This window comes from Mycobacteriales bacterium (assembly GCA_036497565.1).
GTDB lineage: Bacteria > Actinomycetota > Actinomycetes > Mycobacteriales > QHCD01 > DASXJE01.
The window spans coordinates 1-16,353 of record DASXJE010000056.1; the positions used below are offsets into that span (position 1 = coordinate 1).

Consider the following 16,353-nt stretch of genomic DNA (forward strand, 5'->3'; position numbering starts at 1 on the left):
TCCGTGCCGACCGCCTCCGCCGGCGTCGGGAACACCCCGGCCTCCGGGTCGTCGAGGACCACGACGCTCGGCGCCGCCTCCAGGGCCGCGCGGGCCTCGCCCACCGAGACCTCGGTCGCGAACGTGGCGTGGACGGCGAGCGAGTGGGTGGTCATGACCGGGACCCGTACACAGGTCGCCGAGACCGCCAGGTCGGGGATGCCGAGGATCTTGCGGGACTCGTTGCGGACCTTCAGCTCCTCCGACGACCACCCGTGATCGCGCGCCGAGCCCGCCCAGGGGACGACGTTGAGAGCCAACGGCGCGGGGAACGGCGACGGCCCATCACCGACCGCCTTGCGGACGTCGCCGGCGACCTGGCCAAGGCTGCGGTCCCCGCCGACGGCGTCCATCTCGTCATAGAGCCGGTCGACGCCGGGCTGGCCCGCGCCGGATGCCGCCTGGTAGGACGCGACCACCAGTGCGGTGAGCTGCCACCGCCGGTGCAGCACCCCCATCGCGTCCATCATGGTCAGGGTCGTGCAGTTGGGGTTGGCGATGATCCCCTTGGGCCGTTCGCGGGCCTGGTCGGGATTGACCTCGGGTACGACGAGCGGCACGGCGGGGTCCATGCGGAAGGCGCCGGAGTTGTCGACCACGACAGCGCCACGGGCGGCCGCCACCGGCGCCCACTGCGCCGAGACCTCGTCGGGTACGTCGAACATCGCCACATCGACGCCGTCGAAGGCCCCGGCATCGAGGGCCTGGACGGTCACCTCGGCCCCGCGGACGCGGAGCCGGCGGCCGGCCGACCGCGGCGACGCGATGAGCCGGATCTCGCCCCACACGTCGGGTCGCTCGGTGAGGATTCCGAGCATGACGGTGCCCACCGCGCCGGTGGCGCCCACCACGGCCAGGGTCGGTCGGCTCATCGCCCGGTCCCGCCGTAGATGACCGCGTCGACGTTGCTGCCGAGTTCGAACGCGTCGTGCAGCGCCCGGACCGCGACGTCGAGGTCGGTGTCGCGGACCACCACGGAGATTCGGATCTCCGACGTGGAGATGAGCTCGACGTTGACCCCGGAGTCGGCCAGCGCGCCGAAGAACGTCGCCGAGACACCGGGGTGCGACCGCATGCCGGCGCCGACCAGGGACACCTTCCCGACATGGTCGTCGTAGAGGAGGCTGTCGAACCCGACCTGCTCCCGGATCTTGTGCAGCGTCTCCATCGCGAGCTTCCCGTCGGTCTTCGGGAGGGTGAAGGAGATGTCGGTGCGGGCGGTCGCGGCCGCGGACACGTTCTGCACGATCATGTCGATGTTGATCTCGGCCTCGGCGAGGGCCCGGAAGATGGCCGCGGCCTCCCCCGGCTTGTCCGGTACGCCGACGACGGTGACCTTCGCCTCGCTGCGATCGTGCGCGACGGCGCTGATGATGGCTTGCTCCACAGAAAGATCCTCCATCGATCCGGTCACGGTCGTACCGGGAAGCTGCGAGAACGACGACCGCACGTGCACCGCGGTGCCGTAGCGCCGCGCGTATTCGACGCACCGCAGGTGCAGGACCTTCGCCCCGCAGGCCGCCATCTCGAGCATCTCTTCGTAGGTGACCGTGTCCAGCCGGCGGGCCCGGGGCACGATCCGGGGGTCGGCGGTGAAGACGCCGTCGACGTCGGTGTAGATCTCGCAGACGTCGGCACCGAGGGCGGCGGCCAGCGCGACCGCCGTGGTGTCCGAGGCGCCGCGGCCCAGGGTGGTGATGTCCTTGGTGTCCTGGCTGACCCCTTGGAAGCCGGCGACGATCGCGATGGCGCCGTCGTCGAGGGCTCCCTGGATCCGGCCGGGGGTGATGTCGATGATCCGGGCCCGCCCGTGGGCCGAGTCGGTGATCACCCCCGCTTGCGACCCCGTGAACGAGCGGGCCTCCAGGCCGAGGGTGCCGATCGCCATGGCGAGCAGGGCCATCGAGATCCGCTCACCGGCGGTGAGCAGCATGTCCAGCTCGCGGCCCGGTGGCAGCGGCGACACCTGCTCGGCGAGATCACGCAGCTCGTCGGTCGTGTCGCCCATGGCGGAGACCACGACCACGACGTCGTTGTGCCCCTCGCGGCGCGTTGCGACGATGCGCTCGGCGACCCGCTTGATCCGCTCGGCGTCAGCGACCGAGGAGCCGCCGTACTTCTGCACGACGAGCCCCACAGACACCTCCCTTTCGCCGTATCAGCGTACCGGCGGTATGCTGACGCTCGTGACTGGACGCCAGGCCGTCACTGGCCTGCTGCTTACCTGCCGCGGCGGGGGCCGATAGAGGCCCGCTCCCTCGCCGCGGGTTTCGTGCGTGCGTCGGCCGCACTCCTCGTCCGGTATCAGGGAGCAGCCCCAAATGACCCAGTCCGTCCCTACCAATAATCTGCAGCGCCCCAGCGGCATGCCGATCCACAAATACGGCACTTTCGCCCGGGTCGACCTGCCTGACCGCAGCTGGCCCGAGCGTCAGATCACCGCCGCGCCGCGCTGGCTCTCGACCGACCTACGCGACGGCAACCAGGCGCTGATCGACCCGATGACCCCGGCCCGCAAGCGCCGGATGTTCGACCTCCTGGTCGCCATGGGTTACAAGGAGATCGAGGTCGGCTTCCCGTCGGCCAGCCAGGCCGACTTCGACTTCGTCCGCCAGCTCGTCGAGGGCGGTCACATCCCCGACGATGTCACGATCTCCGTCCTGACCCAGGCGCGCGACGACCTCATCCGGCGCACCGTGCAGAGCCTGGTCGGGACGCACCGCGCCACGGTGCACCTCTACAACGCCACCGCCCCCGTCTTCCGCAAGGTCGTCTTCGGCTTCGGCCGCGAGGAGTGCAAGGCGATCGCCGTCGACGGCACCCGGTCGGTGATGAAGTACGCCGAGGAGTATCTCGGCGAGGACTGCCTCTTCGGCTACGAGTACTCGCCGGAGATCTTCATGGACACCGAGCTCGACTACGCGGTCGAGATCTGCGCGGCGGTGATGGACGCCTGGCAGCCCGGTCCCGGCCGGGAGATCATCCTCAACCTGCCCTGCACCGTCGAGCGCTCGACGCCCAACGTCTACGCCGATCAGATCGAGTGGATGAGCCGCACCCTGCCGCACCGCGAGCACGTCTGCCTGTCGGTGCACACGCACAACGACCGGGGTACGGCGGTGGCCGACGCCGAGCTGGCCGTGATGGCCGGCGCGGACCGGATCGAGGGAACGCTCTTCGGCAACGGCGAGCGGACCGGCAACGTCGACCTGGTGACCCTGGGGCTGAACCTGTTCAGCCAGGGCATCGACCCGATGATCGACTTCTCCGACATCGACGAGATCCGCCGGACCGTCGAATACTGCAACCAGCTGCCCGTACACGAGCGGCACCCCTACGGCGGCGACCTGGTCTACACGGCGTTCTCCGGCTCGCACCAGGACGCGATCAAGAAGGGGTTCGAGGCGCTCGAGCGCGAGGCCGCGGCGGCCGGCAAGAGCACTGACGAGATGACCTGGAATGTGCCCTACCTGCCGATCGACCCGCACGACGTCGGCCGCAGCTACGAGGCCGTCATCCGGGTCAACTCGCAGTCGGGCAAGGGCGGCGTCGCCTACGTCATGAAGAGCGAGCACGCGCTCGACCTGCCGCGGCGGCTGCAGATCGAGTTCAGCCAGGTCGTGCAGCGAGTCACCGACGACGACGGCGGCGAGGTGGCGCCGGAGCAGATGTGGGAGGTCTTCGCGGCCGACTACCTCGAGCCCGCCGGCCGGCTCGCGCTGCTCACCCACCACTCCTCCTCGACCAGCGAGGACCAGGACGTGCTCACCGTCGAGGTCGAGGTGGACGGCGTACGCCGGGAGATCGAGGGGGTCGGCAACGGCCCGATCGCGGCCTTCGTCGCGGCCCTCGCCGACATCGACGTCCAGGCCCGGGTGCTCGACTACGCCGAGCACGCGCTCTCCGCCGGCGGCGACGCGAAGGCGGCGGCCTACGTCGAGGTGACCGTCGGCGATCAGGTGCGCTGGGGGGTCGGCGTCGACGCCAACATCGTGACCGCATCGCTGCGGGCCGTCGTGAGCGCCGTGAACCGCGCCAGCCGGTAGCCCGCGCCGCGGGCGCCGGGTCCGGGTGACACTGGGTAGGTGCGCGTGGACGTCCGGACGCTGTACGGCGGGTGCTACCGCCGGCTCGTCGTCGCGGCCTTCGCGATCCTCGACGACCTCGGCGAGGCGGAGGCGTGCGTGCAGCGGGCCTTCGCGCGCGCCGTACGGCGGCCCCGGCGGCTGCGCGGGCGGGACGGGCCCGAGGCCTGGCTCCGCGAGTCGGCACTGACCCTGGCCCATCAGCGGCACCGCCGCCAGTCCCTGCTCGACCGGGCACTGGGCGGCGGTCGGCCGACCGGCCGCATCGACCGGCTCGACCTCGAGCCGGACTCGGCCTCCCCACGTGCCGACGCGATCCGCCAGCCGCCGTTCGAGGAGGTTCGGGCCCGGGCCCGGGCTGAGCGGCGTCGGAACCGGACCGCCGCTGCCGTGACGGCCGTCGTCGTGGCCGGGCTCGTCTCGATCGGCGCGGTGGTCGAGCGACCCACGACCCTCCCGCACGGCGCGGCGGTCGCGCAGCTGCAGTTCGCCGACCACAGCCACGGCTGGGCACTGCTGCAGTCCTGCGGACGTCAGCCCTGCGCCCTGCAGCTCGCCAGGACGGACGACGGTGGGCAGCACTGGACCCGGATCGCCGTACCGGAGTCGTTCAACGCCGATCCGGGAGCGGCCACGCTCACCGTGGCCGACCGCAACCAACTGTCCGTCGACTTCGGCCGCAAGACCAACACCGGCGGCGGCCCGTTGTCGGCCGGGTTGTCGATCAAGACGCCGGCGACGGTCCGGCTGCGCGCGGTCAGCCATAACGGCGGCCGGACCTGGCAGACCGCGCCGGCGCCGGAGGTCTTCCGGGCCGGGCCGCCGATCGATGCCCTGCCGAGAGGATGGAGCGTGGGCGTCTTCTCCAGCGGCGGGCAGGGACGGCTGCAGGTCGCCGCGACCGACCCGGTGGACGACGTCACCCGCGCATTCCGGCAGCAACCGCCGGTCGACGACCCCAACGTCGAGGTGCCGTTCCGGCCCGGTGGCCGGATCTGGGTCGACGGCTACGACCGGACCCGCCGCTTCACGCCACGGCTGGTCGAGAGCGACGACGCCGGTCGCACGTGGGTCCCGGTCGCGTTGCCCCGGCTGCGGCCGAACGAGGAGGTCGCCGGCCTCTTCCCGACCATCGGCGGCGGCGTCTACCTGCAGTCCAAGCTCCCCGGCGACGGGACCGTACGGCGCACCTGGCGCCTCGACGGACGCGCCGGAAGCACCTGGCATCTGCTGCCCCCGCTCGATCCGCGACCGGGCGCGGTGGTCCAGTCCGTCCTTCCCGACGGGGAGCTGTGGCTGGGCGGCTACGGCCCCACCACCTGGCACACCGAGGACCACGGCGCGCGCCTGGTGCAGGTTCGTGACCCGCAGGTCGCGGGCCGGGCCGAACCCGTCGTCCTCGCGGGAGTCACCCACGACGGGATCGTCTATGGCACCGGTCAGGGCCGGGGGCGCGACGACCTCGTGTTCACCTCAGCCGACGACGGGCGGCACTGGACGGTCCGCCCCGTGGTCTTCTGACGGTTACTGGTCGACCAGCCGGCGGCCCTCGAAGGCCCGGCCGAGCGTCACCTCGTCGGCGTACTCCAGGTCGCCGCCGACCGGCAGCCCACTGGCCAGCCGGGTGACCCGCAGCCCCATCGGTTTGACCAGCCGGGCGAGATAGGTGGCCGTCGCCTCGCCCTCCAGGTTGGGGTCCGTGGCGAGGATCAGCTCGCTGACCGCAGCGGCGGCGAGCCGGGTCATGAGCTCCCGCACCCGCAGGTCGTCCGGGCCGATCCCCTCGATCGGGCTGATCGCCCCGCCGAGGACGTGGTAGCGACCGTGGAACTCCCGGGTCTTCTCGATGGCCACGACGTCCTTGGGTTCCTCGACGACGCAGATGACGGTCTCGTCGCGGCGCGGATCGCGGCAGATCCGGCACTCCTCCGCCTCGGCGACGTTGCCGCACACCTGGCAGAAACGCACCTCGTCCTTGACCCGGGTGAGCACGGCGGCGAGGCGCTGGACCTCCCCGGGATCGGCGGCGAGCAGGTGGAAGGCGATCCGCTGGGCGCTCTTGGGTCCGATGCCCGGCAGCAACCCGAGTTCGTCGATCAGGTCCTGTACGGCGCCTTCGTACACGTCGCCCGCTAGAACGGCAGACCGGGCATGCCGCCCGGACCGCCCAAGCCGCCCAGACCGCCGGTCACCGGCTCCATCTTCTCCGCGGCGAGCGTCGTCGCGTTGTGGTTGGCGTCGCGTACGGCGGCCACCACGAGGTCCTGCAGGGTCTCGATGTCGGCCGGGTCGACCGCCGTCGGATCGATCGTCACGGCGGTCAACTCGCCGGCGCCGGTCATCGTGGCCGTGACGAGCCCGCCGCCGGCGCTGCCGGTCACCGAGGCCGCCGCCAGCTCCTGCTGAGCCGACGCCATCTGCTGCTGCATCTTCTGCGCCTGCTTCATCAGTTCCGCCATGTTCGGCTGGCCACCCGGCTGCACGGCATCTCCTTCGTCGGCGCTGGTCTGTTTCCAGCGTAGTCGCCGCGGCGCTCGCCGGCCGAGGGGCACGCGATGGCACGCTGGGGGCAGTGCCCATACCAGCGTTTCGACCTTCCCGGCTCACCGCCGGCGCCGCCCTGCTCTTGGCCGCCGCGGTCGGACTGGGCTGCTCGACGACGGCCGGTTCGGGCAGCCCCGCCCCGGCCCGGAGCAGCGCAGCACCGCAGGCCGGGCCGCGCCCACGGGCCACCGCGACCCCCGCGCAGGCGCGCGGCAAAACCGTTGTACTCGACCCTGGCCACGACGGTGGTAACGGTGCCCACCCGGAGGTGATCAACCGGCAGGTCCCGGCCGGCGACGGCCGGCGTAAGCCGTGCAACACCACGGGTACGGCGACCGACGCCGGCTACCCCGAGCACGCCTTCAACTGGGACGTGGCCCGGCGGGTGCGGACGATCCTGGCCGGCGACGGCGTCCGGGTCGTGCTGACCCGGTCCACCGACACGGGGGTGGGACCCTGCGTCGACCGGCGCGCCGAGATCGGCAACCGGGCCCGGGCGGCCGCGGTCGTCTCGATCCACGGCGACGGAGCCGCCACCGGCCACGGCTTCCAGGTGATCCAGGCAACCGGCGACCCGGCCGGCCCGCGGATCGCGGCGGCCTCCCGCCGGCTGGCGGTCGACGTACACGACCGGCTGCGGGTGCACACCGGGCTGACCACGGCGACCTACATCGGCCGGAACGGCTACTCAATCCGGTCCGACCTCGGCGGCCTGAATCTCTCGGTACGCCCGTCGGTCCTGGTCGAGTGCGGCAACATGCGCGACCCCGGCGATGCTCGGCTGATGTCGAGCCGGGCCGGGCGGCAACGCATCGCGGCGGCGCTCGCCGCGGGGATCGTGGCGTTCCTGTCCGGCTAGCCCACACCCGATCGGGCCGGTTCGCCGGTCGCCACCGACGACGCGCCGAGCGCGTCGAGCAGCCGGGCGACGACCAGCACGGTCGCGACCCCGACGCAGACTCCGCCGACCGTGTCGGTCGCCAGGTGCCAGGCCAGCCCGACCACCGCGACCGACACCGCCGCGGTGGCGAGCGCCAGGAGCGCGACGATCCCCCGCCGGGCCCACGCCGGCCAGGCCGGCCGCGACGGGCCGAGCAGCACGACCGCGGCGACCGTGCCGACCGAGCTGATCGCGGCCGCGTGTCCGCTCGGGAAGACCAGGTAGGACGCGACCAGGTCGGCCACGACCGGCTTGATCGCCCACTCGGTGAGGACGACGGCGATCCCGGGCCCGAGCACGGTGAGCGCCACGGCCCGCCAGCGGTGCCCGATCACGCACAGCGCGATGATCACGGCACATTCGACGAGGACCCCGGGCAGCGCGCCGAGGCCGGTGACTGCCCGCAGGAGGGTGTGCTGGCCGGCCAGTGCGTCGTGCAGCCACGCGTCGATCGGGCGGTCGACATGCCGGCGGATGTGCGCGGCGGGGTAGGCGGTGATCAGGAGCACCGTCAGCAGCACGCATGCGCCGACCACGAGCCAGACCGTCGATCGGGCCTGGCGCGCGATCAGCATCAAACCGACATTAGCTGGCTATCGGCGCCACGCCCTGCCAATGGCCGACAAGCTCGGCGTAGAGCCCACCGAGCTCGAGCAGCGATTCGTGGGTGCCGAGGATCGGGCGGGCCCCGTCCATCAGCAGGACCTGCTCGGCGCGCATCGCCGAGCTGACCCGGTGGGCGACCACGATGAGCGTTCCTGCCCTTGCGGTGAAGGCCTTTTCCGCGCGGGCCTCGGCGGTCGGATCGAGGTGACAGGTGGCCTCGTCGAGGATCACTACGCGGGCCGGGGAGAGGTAGGCCCGGGCCAGGGCGACGAGTTGGCGCTCGCCGGCCGACAACGCTCCGCCGCCCGGCGGGATCTCCGCGTCGAGACCGCCGAGCCGGTCGACGGTCTCGGCGAGCCCGACCGCCGAGACCGCCTCGGTCACCTGGTCGCTGGTCGCGTACGGCCGGAGATAGGTGAGGTTGTCCCGGATCGTGCCGGTGAAGACGTAGGCCTCCTGCGGGATGAGGGTGACCCGCAGGCGCAGCTCAGCCTCCCGAACCGCCTCCAGCGGTACGCCGCCCAGCCGCACCCAGCCCTGTTGCGGCACCGCCAGTCCGGAGAGCAGGTTGGCCAGCGTCGACTTGCCGATCCCGCTGGGCCCGACCACCGCGAGGTGGGTTCCCGCAGGCACGGTGATCGACAGGTCGTCCACGACCGGTTCGGAGTTGCGGGAGTAGGCGAAGCGGAGCCCTTCGACGTCGAGGGCGTACCCGTCCGGGGTCGCGGCCGGCAGTGTCGCGGTGGTGTTCACGGTGGGAGCGCAAACCTCGGCGAGCCGCGCGAGGACCGCGCCGAGACTGATCAGCGACGTGCCGCCGGCGTTGACGAGGAACCGGAACGCCGGCTCCATGCCGGTGGCCAGGTAGACCGCAGCACCCGCGATCGTCCCGACCGTGGCCTGCCGGTGCTCGATCAGCCAGGGAGACACGGCGAGGACCGCGAGCAACGGGAGCTGCGCTCCCAGGGCGACCACCAGCAGCCGGCTTACGCGAGCGCGGGCGAAGGCCCGCTGGGCATCGGCCTGCGCCTCGACCGCGTCGGTGACGGCCTCGGCGGCGGCGTCCTGTGCGGCCGAGGCGATGACGTCGCGGACGCCGTTGACCACCGGTGCGGCGACCGCGCTGACCTGCTCGCCCGCCAGCAGCACCGCCCGCTGGCGGCTGACGAGGAGCTTGACGAAGCCGACGAACGCGGCCACCGCGGCCAGAACCATCGGGGCGACGATCAGGGCCAGGGTCGGCGAGAGTACGGCGAGGCCGCCGAGCGCGCCGACGACCACGCTGACGAACTCCTGTGCGTTGCTGAGCAACGACGACAACAGTTGCCGGACCGACTCCACCTGCCCCGTCGCCTGGGCGACGCTCGCTCCGCCGGCCCGTCGGTCCCCCGACACCACCCGCGCCATCGACCCGCCGACGACGTCGGTCACGAGGCCGTCCCGCAGCGACTCGATGGTCTCGGCCAGCCACGGGTACACCTGGCGGGTCGCGACGGCGCCGACGACCTGGGTCGCAGCGAAGACACCCAGCCAGGCGAGTCCGGCGCCTGGCCGGCCGGCCAGGAAACCGTGGTCGATGGCCCGGGCGACCAGCATGCCGGAGAAGAAGCTCGGCACGCCCTGCACGATCGACCAGGCAGCGACCCGCGTCATCGCCGCCCAACGCGGCGCCAGATGCCGGACCAGCAGGCGGCTTCCGGGGGAGGTCACCGCAGCATCGCCCCCTCGTCCGGCTCCGCGGCGTCGGTCGCCGGGTCGGCGAACACCTCCCGGTAGTCCGGGTCGGCCCACAGGACCAGGTGTGGTGCCACCGCCCGCAACCGCCCGCCCTCGAGCCAGGCCACCGCATCGGCCCGGGCCGCCGTCGTGGCCCGGTGCGCCACCACCAACGAGGTGCGGTCGGCGAGCACCGTCGCCAAGGCGTCGGCGACCCTGACCTCGGTGGCGGTGTCGAGGCTGCTGGTCGCGTCGTCGAGCACGAGCACCCGCGCGTCGGACAGGATCGCGCGGGCCAAGCCGAGCCGCTGCGCCTCGCCGCCGGAGAGCGGCGCGTCGGCGAGCGAGGTGTCGTAACCCTGGGGCAGCAGGTTGATGAAGTCGTCAGCGGCCGCTGCTTTGGCGGCAGCCTGCACCCGGATCCTGGACGCGGACGGTCGCGCGTAGGCGATCGCGTCGTGCACGGTGGCACCGAGCAGTGCCGGCCGCTCGAAGGCGTAGACGACGGCCCGGCGCATCTGGTGCGGCTCGACGTAGGCCAGCTCCGCCCCGTCGAGCAGCACCTTGCCGGCGGACGGGTCGAGCAGCCGGCCGACCAGGGAGACCAGCGTCGTCTTCCCGGCTCCGGACCGGCCGACGACCGCGAGGCTCGTCCCCGCGGGCACCGTCAGGTCGATCTCGTCGAGCACGGTGCGCTCGTCGGCGCAGACGGACACGCCGCGCAGCTGCACGTGGCCGAATCCGGCCGGGAGCGCCAGGGGCACCTCCGGCGGCGGGACCGGCAGCGCAGCGGACAGCACGCTCGCCACCCGGCCGGCCCCGACCTGGCAGTGCAGTACGCCGACCACGACGTCGACGAGTTCGAGGCTGTCCATGGCCATCGAGATGTACGCCGCAGCGGCGACGAGTTCCCCCGCCGTGATCCGGTGGCTCGCGAGCGCCCAGCCGCCGACGGAGAGCACGAGCACCTGAACCAGCGGCGCGAGAAGCAGCAGCTGCCAACTCACCTGACGTTGGATCTGCCAGCCCCGCCGGCCGGTGGCGTTGAGCTCGGGAAGCGGCTCGAGGATGCGCGCGGTCTCCTGGTCGAGCGTGCCGCTGGCCCGGATGGTCCGCGCGCCGTGATACGCGTCGACCAGCCGGGTGATGATGTCGGCCTGCAGTTGCTGGTAGCGCTGCAGCTGCTCACCGGCCCGGCCGACGAAGGCCCGGAGGAACAGTGCCGCCGCCGGTACGGCGACCAGGAAGACGATCGCCAGTGTCCAGTCGATGAGGGCCAACGCGACGAGCGCACCGACCGAGCTCACCGCGACGACGGTCGCCGCCGTCAGGAGCGGAATGAAGGACGCGACCGCCGAGGCGTCGATGGTGAGCCGCGAGAGCAGGTTTCCGGCCGGGAACAGGCGCTGGCCCGCGACGCCGAGGGCGAGCGTCCGGCGGATCAGCCGGCGCCGGGTGTCCACGGTGACGTCGGCACCGTAATAGGCGCCGGAGATGTCGGCGACGGCCTCGCCGACCGCGACCACGGCGATGGCGATCCCGAGGCGCAGCAGCGCCCTCGGCAGGCCGGTGCCCCGGGTGGCGGCATCGATGGCCGCGCCGAGCAGCACCGGCGTCAGCAGAACACCCGCGGTCCGCGCCAGGTTGGCCACGACGAAGGCCACCGCCCACGGGACGGCGCGCCGGCTGGCGCTGACGAGCAGTCGCGTGCCCGCGGCCCGCTCCTCGGCGGCCGGCAGATCCATGGGCACCTCGCTTGACCGCTGTTACGGTTGGTATCGCTTCCACTACGGCACGAGGGACCATGCTCGGCGTAGGGGAGCGCCAGGGGTGCGGAGGCGGTTCTTCCGCGACCGCTTCCGCACCCCCGGCTAACCCAGCGCCTCACCCCATCGATGTCGGCGCCGGGCTGTCCTTATTCCTCGGTGCGGAGGCGTCTTCCGCGATCGCTTCCGCACCTTCTCGCGCGCCCTCTGACGTGCGCTCGGAGAGCTAGAGGACGGTAACCGCGATGATGTTGCAGGCGGTGCTGAGGATGTTGCAGGAGGTCAGCAGGCAGCTGCCGCCGCCGCCGCCGCCACGGCCCTTGCCGCCGCCGCCGCAGCCACAACCCAGCTGAACGGTGTCGAACTGGACCGGAGCGGTTTCGGGCAGCTGCTGGAGGTCTGCAACGTCCAGAGCAAGATTGTCGAGGTGCATCGCTTCATACCTTCCGTCGAATGATGGTCGTGCCGAGTGATGTGTCATCGGACGTGCGTCGTATCAGCGACGCGTGCGGAGGGCCGCGGGCCCGGGTCGACGTCGTCATGACAGCACGAAGGAGACGACGGCCGCCCGCAGCGCGGACCGTTCGAGTCGACAGGTGGAGTCGTGGTTGGCGGCTACTTCGCGGTAGTCGACGCCGTCGGTGCGACCGGCTGCGCGCAGCCGATCCCGCAGCGCCCGGGACTGGCCGACCGGAATGAGCTCGTCGTCGACACCGTGGGCGACCAGCAGCGGAACCGAGATCGATTCGCACACCGCAAGCACGTCCCGGGTCGTCCGGTCCGCCGCCACGGTCGCGAGCGCGCCGGCTCCGGCGACGTTGTTCCCCACCCACGGCGAGGCTTCGGCGTACAACCGCTCGGTCGACAGGAACGGCGCGACGGCGACACACGCCGACCACCGGTCCGGCGCCGAACCGGCGGCGAGCAACGCGAGGTAGCCGCCGTAGCTGGCGCCCAGCACGACGGGCTTGCGCGCGTGCGGGTCCCGCTCGCGCTCGAGCTGCGCGGCGATGTGGAGTACGTCGTCGAGGTCCGGGCCACCCCAGTCACCGCGGATCGGCTCGAGGTGGTCGTCGCCGTAACCCACGCTGCCGCGGCAGTTGGGGGCGACGACTGCACACCCGGCGCGGGCGAGGGCCTGGAACAGCGGGTCATATTCCATCCGCCAGCTGGACACCGGGCCGCCGTGCAGGGCGATGACAACCCGGTCGCGGCTACGCCACCCGGGTCCGCCGTAGACGATCGCCTCGACCGGTCCGACCGCTCCGTCGAACTGCACCAGCTCGGCGTCGGCGGTCGCGGGACCGGTGTAGTCGGGATCGGTGTGCAGTTGTGCCGGCCGACCGTCGGTCGGAATGGTCAGCATCGTGGTGGGCGACCGCGGCGTGGAGAACGGGAGCCGGATCGCATCGTCGGTCCAGGACGGGCAGAGCAACGCCGCTCCGACCGGGATGTCGAGGTCGCATTCACTGTCGTCGGCGAGGCCGTACACCGAAAGCCGCGAGGTGGTTCCGCGCTGTTCGTGGAGCAGCACGCGGGAGCCGGCCGGGTCGAGGGAGAGTACCTGCCGGTCGTGCCCCGGTGCGTTGAGCCGTTCCGGGAAATGAATGGACTCGCCGGCGCCGATCGTGGTCCAGCCGAGTCGTCGTTCACCGGTCGCATCCGTGCTCACGACGACAAGCCGGGACCGCGGGTCGGCGAGCAGCACCAGGTCGTTGGTCTTGTCGGAAACGGAGAAGACGGGGGCGTGTGCACCCTCATCGAGGTCGACGGCAATCGCCTCGGACGTCCCGGAACCGTGTCGGCGGTTGAGCACGACAAGGTTGCCCTGCGGGTCGAGCCACGCGCCACCGGACAGTGTTCCGCCGAGGCGTACGGCGCGCGTCATCGTCACCGGAGAGTCGGTCACCCGCCAGATCGTCGACGCATCGGCGTCGTCGAAGGTGATGAGCAGTCCGAGCAGATCAGGCGACGGGCTCGCCAGGAGATATCCGCCGAGTGCCGCCACCATGCCGAGCGGCGTGACTGAGTCGGTTCCGGCGCCGACCATCACCACCTGGTGCTGCTCGTCGGAATTGGGAAAGACGATCAGTCGGCCGTCATCGAGCGGAAGCGACTGCGTTCCGACATCGGCCGCGACGCCGTCCACCGACTCGCGGCGCGGTGCCCGGTCGTCCGGGAATACCCATCGCTCGAGGGTGATCTGCTCGTCGCACACCCGGACGCAGCTCGCCCACCGGCCGCCGGCGGAGAACGCCACATTGATCCGCCGACACGGACCTGCGACGACACCACCGTTCGGACCGGTCTTCTGGCCACGAACGGCCGTCGCCGCCGTCATGCCCGCCCCCCAGCGGTGCCCTCGTCGACCATCCACAGCCGCTGCCCGCGGTCATGAAGGCGGATCAGGAAGGCGAGGATTCCGCTGAGTCCGCCGGCCCATTCGGCGGAGATCCCGGATTCGTCGTCGGGGAAGACCACCCGTCCGGACCGGTAGACGCGGCCGCCGAAGACCACGGCGGCCAGGCCGTCCGCCCGCGTCGAGAAGTTGTGGTCGGGCAGGACGTCGGCCATGTCGAGGAGGAATTCGGCGTTGCCGGCGGTCCCGTGGCACTGGCCCAGCGAACCGCCCCACGCGTGGTCGAGGACGGCCTGGGCGGCCATCTCGGCCAGCGCGCGGAACCGCACCTCGCCGGTGGCCGCGTAGAGGCGGATCAACAGGGTCCCGACCCCGGACGAGCCGTGGCACCAGTAGGGCATCGGGGCGTCGGCGCCGGGACCGGATGGCCACCGCGCCGCCGCGTCGCCGGTGATGGCTGCGCCGAGCAGGGTCTCCCCGGCCCGGACGGCCAGCCGAAGGCAGTCCGGACGGCCGGTCACCCGGGCCATCGCGAGCAGGAAGTGGGCGATGCCGGCGTCGCCGTGCGCGAACCCGTACGAGCGGTCGCCGGCGAACAGTGAGTCGAAAGACTCGGGAGTTTCCCAGAACACGCCCGCCGGATCCTCGATCACCGAGGAGATGAGCGCATCGGCGGACCGGTGCGCGCGGGTGAGGAACTCCTCGGTTCCGGCTTCCTGGTAGAGGTGCAGGAATGTCAGCCCGATTCCCGCCGTCCCGTGCGTCAGATCCGGATTCGGCCAGCTGTCCGGCAGCGACCGCGCCAAGTCCCGCGCGCGGCCCGCCAGCCCGTCGTCGCCGAGTGCGCAGCCCGCGTCATGGAGGGCCCACGCGATCCCGGCCAACCCGAAATACAAGCCGGGCGGGCGGGGCGGCTCGTGCGCCACGGTCTTCTCGATCCAGCTGCAGGCATCGGCGATGAGCTCGACGAGCCGGTCGTCGCCGGTTGCGCGCCAGCAGCGGGTCAGCGCACCGACCACACCCGCGGCGCCGTGTTGGACGTTGCAGGGGTCATTGGCCGCGATCGAATCCGCCAGCGGCCAGAAGTCGTCCCCGGACACGGTTTTCGCCTCGAGCAGATGACCGACGATTCCCTCGATCGCGGCCGACCATTGGTCGTCGTCGAGTCCCGGCAGCTGCCTGCTCGACGGCGTCTCCCGGCGTTCCGGCAGCACCCGACGAAGGTCCGCAGTCGTCGACCTGTGCTCCGGCTCGTCGGCCATCAGCCCCAGGATCGCCTCCTGCAGGTCGTCGGTCAGGCCGATGGTGGGCGCGCCGGCGGACAGCCACGTGCGCAGTCGGCTCGCCAGCGACCGTCCGGCCGGCTCGTCCTCGGCGAGGTAGGGGTCGGCGCCGCCGAGGAGAAAACACACGGTGGCGCCGAGGCTGAAGTAGTCGGCGGTCACCGACGGCGGCGCACCGACGAACTGTTCGGGCGCACCGTAGCCGGGCGTACCTCCCGCCACCGACTGATCCACCTCATCGGAGCACGTCACGGCGAGCTCGAGATCGATCAGGCGCAATTGGCCGTCGTCGAGAACGAGCACATTGTTGGGACTGAGATCGCGGAGCACCACGCCGGCCGCGTGCACCCGATCCACGATGTCGGCCAGCTCCCGCGCGACTGAAAGCGCTTCCCTCAGGTGCCGACGCGGCCCGGTACGGCGCACCCGGTCCAGCACCCATTCCCGCAGCGACGTCCCGTGGAGGAACTCCTCGACGAGAAAGACATGGCCGCCCTGGTCGAAGACGTCGACGAGTCGAGGTGCCAGGCCGAGCGGACCGAGAATCTCGAGCAGGCGGGCCTCGGAACGCAGGACGTCCCGGACATCCCTGTGCTGCCGGCTGGTCTGAACGTGTGGGCGGGCCTCTTTGATGACGACGTCTGAGCCGTCGGTGGTGTCGACCGCGCGGTAGACGCCGCCCTTGTTGGCGTGCTGAATCGCTTGGCGTACGGCGAATCGGTCGGCGAGCAGGATCTCGCGCGGCGCATGGTCGGCGCGGCGCGGCGCGGATTCCCCTGCGGTGTCGGGAAAAGGCGACCTCGCCCAGGTCGGTGGCGCGAAGCGCGGCTCACGCCGGTCGTCGACGAGTCGGCCGTCGGGGTCGACGATCACCCGGCGGTAGATGCCGTCATTGCTGAGCACGCGGCGGTCGACGAATGCACCGTACCGGTAGTGCACGAGGCTTCCCGGAACGTAGGCCCGGTCCGAGAGAATCCGCGGTCCGTCGAGCCCCTCGGTCGCACGGTGTAGTCGT

13 protein-coding genes are annotated in these 16,353 nt (G+C 71.9%); 3 read left to right on the plus strand and 10 right to left on the minus strand.

From position 1 onward, the window contains the following. The coding region (locus VGH85_05230) for an aspartate-semialdehyde dehydrogenase (protein HEY2173198.1) at positions 1-911 on the minus strand (911 nt) is incomplete at its 3' end. Then, positions 908-2,176, minus strand: coding sequence for an aspartate kinase (locus tag VGH85_05235; protein HEY2173199.1), 1,269 nt, complete (start codon positions 2,174-2,176; stop codon positions 908-910). The genes VGH85_05230 and VGH85_05235, both read right to left, overlap by 4 nt. A 184-nt stretch (positions 2,177-2,360) precedes the next feature. Here VGH85_05235 and leuA point away from each other — a divergent pair, with 184 nt between their 5' ends. Together leuA and VGH85_05245 are read left to right on the plus strand one after the other, a co-directional pair. Further along, complete coding sequence (gene leuA / locus VGH85_05240) at positions 2,361-4,085, plus strand: 2-isopropylmalate synthase (protein HEY2173200.1); 1,725 nt, start codon at positions 2,361-2,363, stop codon at positions 4,083-4,085. Between the two features lie 39 nt (positions 4,086-4,124). After that, positions 4,125-5,645 (plus strand): hypothetical protein, encoded by a 1,521-nt coding sequence (locus tag VGH85_05245; protein HEY2173201.1) that lies wholly within the window; start codon positions 4,125-4,127, stop codon positions 5,643-5,645. Between the two features lie 3 nt (positions 5,646-5,648). Here VGH85_05245 and recR read toward each other — a convergent pair whose 3' ends face one another. Both recR and VGH85_05255 read right to left on the minus strand, forming a co-directional pair. Then, positions 5,649-6,248, minus strand: coding sequence for a recombination mediator RecR (gene recR, locus VGH85_05250; protein ID HEY2173202.1), 600 nt, complete (start codon positions 6,246-6,248; stop codon positions 5,649-5,651). A gap of 8 nt (positions 6,249-6,256) precedes the next feature. Continuing rightward, complete coding sequence (locus VGH85_05255) at positions 6,257-6,607, minus strand: YbaB/EbfC family nucleoid-associated protein (protein HEY2173203.1); 351 nt, start codon at positions 6,605-6,607, stop codon at positions 6,257-6,259. 89 nt (positions 6,608-6,696) lie between these two features. On the opposite strand from VGH85_05255, the gene VGH85_05260 reads away from it, so the two are divergent. Next, positions 6,697-7,527: an N-acetylmuramoyl-L-alanine amidase gene (locus VGH85_05260; protein HEY2173204.1), complete on the plus strand. Its 831-nt coding sequence runs from the start codon at positions 6,697-6,699 to the stop codon at positions 7,525-7,527. Here VGH85_05260 and VGH85_05265 read toward each other — a convergent pair. The 6 genes from VGH85_05265 to lanL form a co-directional block, all read right to left on the minus strand. Beyond that, positions 7,524-8,183 carry a hypothetical protein gene (locus VGH85_05265; protein HEY2173205.1) on the minus strand — a complete coding sequence of 220 codons (660 nt, stop codon included), beginning with the start codon at positions 8,181-8,183 and terminating at the stop codon, positions 7,524-7,526. The two genes, VGH85_05260 and VGH85_05265, sit on opposite strands and share 4 nt — an antisense overlap. Positions 8,184-8,193: 10 nt before the next feature. Then, positions 8,194-9,924, minus strand: coding sequence for an ABC transporter ATP-binding protein (locus VGH85_05270; protein HEY2173206.1), 1,731 nt, complete (start codon positions 9,922-9,924; stop codon positions 8,194-8,196). After that, positions 9,921-11,675 carry an ABC transporter ATP-binding protein gene (locus VGH85_05275; GenBank protein ID HEY2173207.1) on the minus strand — a complete coding sequence of 585 codons (1,755 nt, stop codon included), beginning with the start codon at positions 11,673-11,675 and terminating at the stop codon, positions 9,921-9,923. Before VGH85_05275 ends, VGH85_05270 begins: the two co-directional genes overlap by 4 nt. 247 nt (positions 11,676-11,922) lie before the next feature. After that, entirely contained in the window at positions 11,923-12,129 is a 207-nt protein-coding gene (locus VGH85_05280) for a hypothetical protein (GenBank protein HEY2173208.1), read from the minus strand. A 105-nt stretch (positions 12,130-12,234) separates the two neighbouring features. After that, complete coding sequence (locus VGH85_05285) at positions 12,235-14,037, minus strand: alpha/beta fold hydrolase (protein HEY2173209.1); 1,803 nt, start codon at positions 14,035-14,037, stop codon at positions 12,235-12,237. Continuing rightward, positions 14,034-16,353: class IV lanthionine synthetase LanL (gene lanL / locus VGH85_05290; GenBank protein ID HEY2173210.1), on the minus strand; the 2,320-nt coding region annotated here is incomplete at its 5' end. The genes VGH85_05285 and lanL, both read right to left, overlap by 4 nt.

Excerpts from the sequence above, each read along its gene's own strand:
- VGH85_05280 (HEY2173208.1), bottom strand. The coding sequence starts at position 12,129 with ATGCACCTCGACAATCTTGCTCTGGACGTTGCAGACCTCCAGCAGCTG.
- VGH85_05285 (HEY2173209.1), bottom strand. The coding sequence starts at position 14,037 with ATGACGGCGGCGACGGCCGTTCGTGGCCAGAAGACCGGTCCGAACGGT.
- VGH85_05265 (HEY2173205.1), bottom strand. The coding sequence starts at position 8,183 with ATGCTGATCGCGCGCCAGGCCCGATCGACGGTCTGGCTCGTGGTCGGC.
- leuA (HEY2173200.1), top strand. The coding sequence starts at position 2,361 with ATGACCCAGTCCGTCCCTACCAATAATCTGCAGCGCCCCAGCGGCATG.
- VGH85_05275 (HEY2173207.1), bottom strand. The coding sequence starts at position 11,675 with ATGGATCTGCCGGCCGCCGAGGAGCGGGCCGCGGGCACGCGACTGCTC.